Source organism: Cedecea sp. P7760, from assembly GCF_013386425.1.
Classification (GTDB): domain Bacteria; phylum Pseudomonadota; class Gammaproteobacteria; order Enterobacterales; family Enterobacteriaceae; genus Cedecea; species Cedecea selenatireducens.
The window spans coordinates 1-307 of record NZ_JACARU010000124.1; the positions used below are offsets into that span (position 1 = coordinate 1).

At 61.6% G+C, this 307-nt stretch carries 1 pseudogene; it reads right to left on the reverse strand.

Going from position 1 to position 307, the window contains the following annotated elements:
• Window positions 1-307 (reverse strand): annotated as a pseudogene (locus tag HX778_RS24955) (4-hydroxy-2-oxovalerate aldolase); the annotation flags it as partial.

Here is a 307-nt window from a genome sequence, read left to right on the forward strand (position 1 = left end):
CTACCCGTACCGGGCGGTCCTGCAGGGGACGTACCAGATCGTCAGCGGCGTCCATCAAGGTGAACAGGTCAGTGCCATGGTTCCAGCCCAACTTGTCGATGGCGGCGATGAAGACTTCCAGCGGGGCGTTACCTGCCCCGGCACCCATACCGGCCAGCGAGGCGTCGACCCGGTCACAACCGTTTTCCACGGCGACAATCGAGTTTGCGACCCCCAACGACAGATTGTGGTGCGCATGCATGCCGGTTTGGGTCGAGGGGTCAAGGACGTCTTTGAAGGCTTTGAAGCGCTCGGCAATACCCTGCAT